4 protein-coding genes are annotated in these 3,398 nt (G+C 42.6%); 2 read left to right on the top strand and 2 right to left on the bottom strand.

Translation table 11 applies throughout. The features are described 5' to 3' along the window. On the bottom strand, nt 1-530 hold a 530-nt coding region (locus PX481_RS05620; protein WP_288093938.1), incomplete at its 3' end, for an SDR family oxidoreductase. A gap of 214 nt (nt 531-744) precedes the next feature. Between PX481_RS05620 and ntcA the strand changes: the two genes are divergently transcribed. Both ntcA and PX481_RS05610 read left to right on the top strand, forming a co-directional pair. Next, nucleotides 745-1,422, top strand: coding sequence for a global nitrogen regulator NtcA (gene ntcA, locus PX481_RS05615; protein WP_002793163.1), 678 nt, complete (start codon nt 745-747; stop codon nt 1,420-1,422). 7 nt (nt 1,423-1,429) lie between these two features. Then, on the top strand, nt 1,430-2,917 hold the full coding sequence (locus tag PX481_RS05610) for a DUF3084 domain-containing protein (protein WP_288093936.1): 1,488 nt from the start codon (nt 1,430-1,432) through the stop codon (nt 2,915-2,917). 13 nt (nt 2,918-2,930) lie between these two features. Here PX481_RS05610 and PX481_RS05605 read toward each other — a convergent pair. Then, nucleotides 2,931-3,398, bottom strand: a 468-nt coding sequence (locus PX481_RS05605; RefSeq protein WP_288093934.1) for a Uma2 family endonuclease, incomplete at its 5' end; no start/stop codon positions are given.

Raw genomic sequence — 3,398 nt, 5'->3', positions numbered from 1 at the left:
GCGGCTAAATAGCGAACACTCATTTCTAAACCAGCTTTTGCCACCCCCATTAAATTATAGTTAGGAATTACCTTGACACCGCCGAGATAGGTAAGAGTGATAATACTTCCCCCTGCCGTCATCAAAGGTTTAGCCGATCGAGCTAGACGGGTTAGGGAAAAAGTGCTAATATCTAGGGATTTAGTGAAAGCTTCCCGAGGGATGGCGGTAAAATCGCCCGTTAAACCCTCTTTATCGGCAAAAGCGAGACAGTGAATCAAAATATCCAGTTTACCCCATTTTTCCGCCACTGTAGCGAAAGTATCTTCTACCTGTTGGTCATTTTGGACATCGCAGGGGACATAAAAAGCGGGATTAAGTTCATCGGCCAATTCTCGCACCTTTTTCTCAAAACGGCCTTTTTCGTCGGGGAGATAGGTGACACCGATATTTGCCCCAGCTTGATGGAGTTGTTGGGCAATTCCCCAAGCGATCGAGCGATTATTGGCAATTCCTGTCACTAGGGCGTTTTTTCCCGTTAAATCTAACATAGTTCTCGTTTCTCTTACAAAAATCTCCCCAATAGCCGACCCCAGCGAGATTCGGTATAATAGGGATACAGATAACGGGGCAGCAATGATCACCCCTCCCCCATTGTCTGGCAAAAAGCGCCCAAAACTTTTCCCAGTTTAGGGAGCGGTTATGTTTAATAGAGGTGACACTCGTTGCATAATAAAAACAATTTTCCCCTTTTTTGGATGTGAGATGGACTTATCCCTAATACAAGACAAACCCCTAGCAGATGTGTTCCGTCGAATCGGCAGCGGCAATTTCCCCCCGGTGGTGGAATTGTTCGAGCGTGGCAAAACGATCTTTTTCCCTGGAGATCCCGCCGAAAGAGTCTATTTTTTGCTGAAAGGAGCCGTTAAGTTGTCGCGAGTCTATGAAGCGGGAGAAGAAATTACCGTGGCTCTACTGCGGGAAAATAGCGTCTTTGGTGTGCTATCCTTACTCACCGGCCAGCGATCGGATCGTTTTTATCATGCCGTGGCTTTTACTCCGGTAGAATTACTCTCGGCCCCGATCGATCAGGTAGAAAGATCCCTCCGCAATAATCCCGATTTATCAATGTTGATGTTGCAGGGGTTGTCCTCGCGCATTCTGCAAACGGAAATGATGATCGAAACCTTGGCTCACCGGGATATGGGTTCGCGTTTGGTCAGTTTTTTGTTAATTCTCTGTCGTGATTTTGGGGTTCCCACCACCGATGGCATCCGGGTGGATCTAAAATTGTCTCACCAAGCGATCGCAGAAGCGATCGGTTCTACCCGCGTCACTGTCACCCGTTTATTGGGAGAGCTGCGGGATCAAGAAATGGTCTCAATTTACAAGAAGAAAATTACCGTCCATAATCCCGTCGCTCTCAGTCAACAATTTACTTAAATTCTGGATGACTAGCGCTTATATTTTGGTTTTGGCCATCGTGGTTTTAGGTGGTCTGATAGCGGCGGTTGGCGATCGCATAGGGAGCCGTATCGGTAAGAAAAGGATGCGTTTATTTAATCTGCGTCCGAAACAAACCGCGACTTTGATGACGATTGTAACGGGAATTTTGATCGCCGGTTCGACTTTAATTGTCTTGTTTGCTTCTAGTAAATCCCTGCGTCAAGGGGTTTTTGAACTGGATCGTCTTTTAAATGAACGTCGTGCCGCTATTAAGGATTTGGAAAGACAGGTGAGAAAAACCACCGAGCAAAAAAATCAGGTGGAAAAGGCTTTAAAAACGGCTAAAAGTGAACAGATAGCTGTGCAGAAACGTCTAGAGGTTCTTAACAAAAATTATCAAGCTTCGCGTCAACGTTTGCGATTAGTTTCGGGACAGTTGGAAAAGTTTCGTAAGGAAGTGGCTAATTTAAACAATGAACGAGTCATTTTAACTAATCAAAAGGCACAGTTAATCAGTCAACGGGATCAATTGTCCCAACAAAAATCAATTCTTTCTAGTCAGATCAATCAACTACAAACCACCGTTCAAGTTAGAGATAAAGAGTTGGCTAATCAACAAAAGTTATTAACGGCCAGACAAGCGCGACTTCAACAGTTGGAAACCCAACAAAAAACCCTACAGCTAGAAATTGATCGCCGGGATCAACGTATTGGAGAACTCGATCGATCGATCGTCGATAAAAATTTGGCTTTGGAACAGCGCGAGGGAAAATTAAAAGATTTAGAAACCCAAATGGCTTTTCTTAAGCGGGAAGTGGAAGTTTTAGAACAATACTATCAAACCTATCAAGAATTGCGGGAAAAACAAATCGCTATTTTCCGGGGACAGGTGTTATCTTTTGGAGCTTTTCGTATTGTTGATACTCAAGCTATTGTCGCTGTTATTGATAAGTTATTGCGAGAAGCGAATATGAATGCTATCCGTGCCACCCAACCGAATCAGCCTAATTTTGACCAGCGTTTAGTTAAGATCACAAAAGCACAGGTAGAACAGTTAAGTCAACAATTACAGGACGGTAAAGAATATGTGGTGAGAATCCTTTCCGCAGGTAATTATGTCTTAGGAGAAAGCGAGATTCGTGTCTTTGCTGATGTGGTTCCCAATCAAAGAGTTTTTGAGGAGAAACAGGTGATCGCTGCCGTTTCCATTGATCCCCAAAATATGACAGAAGAAGACCTACAAAAGCGGTTAGATTTACTCTTAGCTTCGGCTCAATTTCGCGCTAGAAGTGCGGGAGTTTTAGGGTCAATTCAGGTGGAAGATGGTTTATTAACTACGGTAGTTAACTTTATTGGTCAAGTGAAAAAGTCGGGTAATTCTATCGAGACACTTGAGGCAATTGCCGCTAGTAAAACTAATACATCTGGACCTTTAACTTTGCGTTTGGTAGCGGTAAAAGATGGTAAAATTGTTTTTAGTACGTCCTCTTAAAAGATAGCTAAAGTTAGGAGTTGAGATTAAAATCAATTACTTCGTAAATATCGGCAAGACTTAAGCTAATTCCTAAAGAATCTAGGGATATAATTCCCCTTGCTGGGGTGTATTCTTGCAGTAACCAATTATTGTCTGATGTTTTGCTATAGGATTCTATTAGTATCTCCCCTTGACTGACGAGAAGATATTGGTTTAATTGGGGTATAGAACGATAATAACGAAATTTATCACCCCGATCATAACCAGAGGTGGAAGGAGATAAAACTTCGATAATTAGGCAGGGATTTAAAATTTCATCGTTGCGATTATCACTAAATAATGGTTCCCCGGCAATAATCATTAAATCTGGGTATAAACCGCGATTATATTGGGGTATCCATAGTCGCAAATCACTGGGAAAGACTTCATAAATAGTTTTCCTTAAAGCATTGTCTAACAAGCGAATTAAATTGCGTACCAGTCGATTATGATTGATGCT

Source organism: Microcystis sp. M53603_WE2, from assembly GCF_030065435.1.
This window is presented reverse-complemented; position numbering and strand designations above follow the sequence as displayed.

Coding starts and splice junctions, on each gene's coding strand:
- ntcA (WP_002793163.1), top strand. CDS start 745: ATGGACTTATCCCTAATACAAGACAAACCCCTAGCAGATGTGTTCCGT.
- PX481_RS05610 (WP_288093936.1), top strand. CDS start 1,430: ATGACTAGCGCTTATATTTTGGTTTTGGCCATCGTGGTTTTAGGTGGT.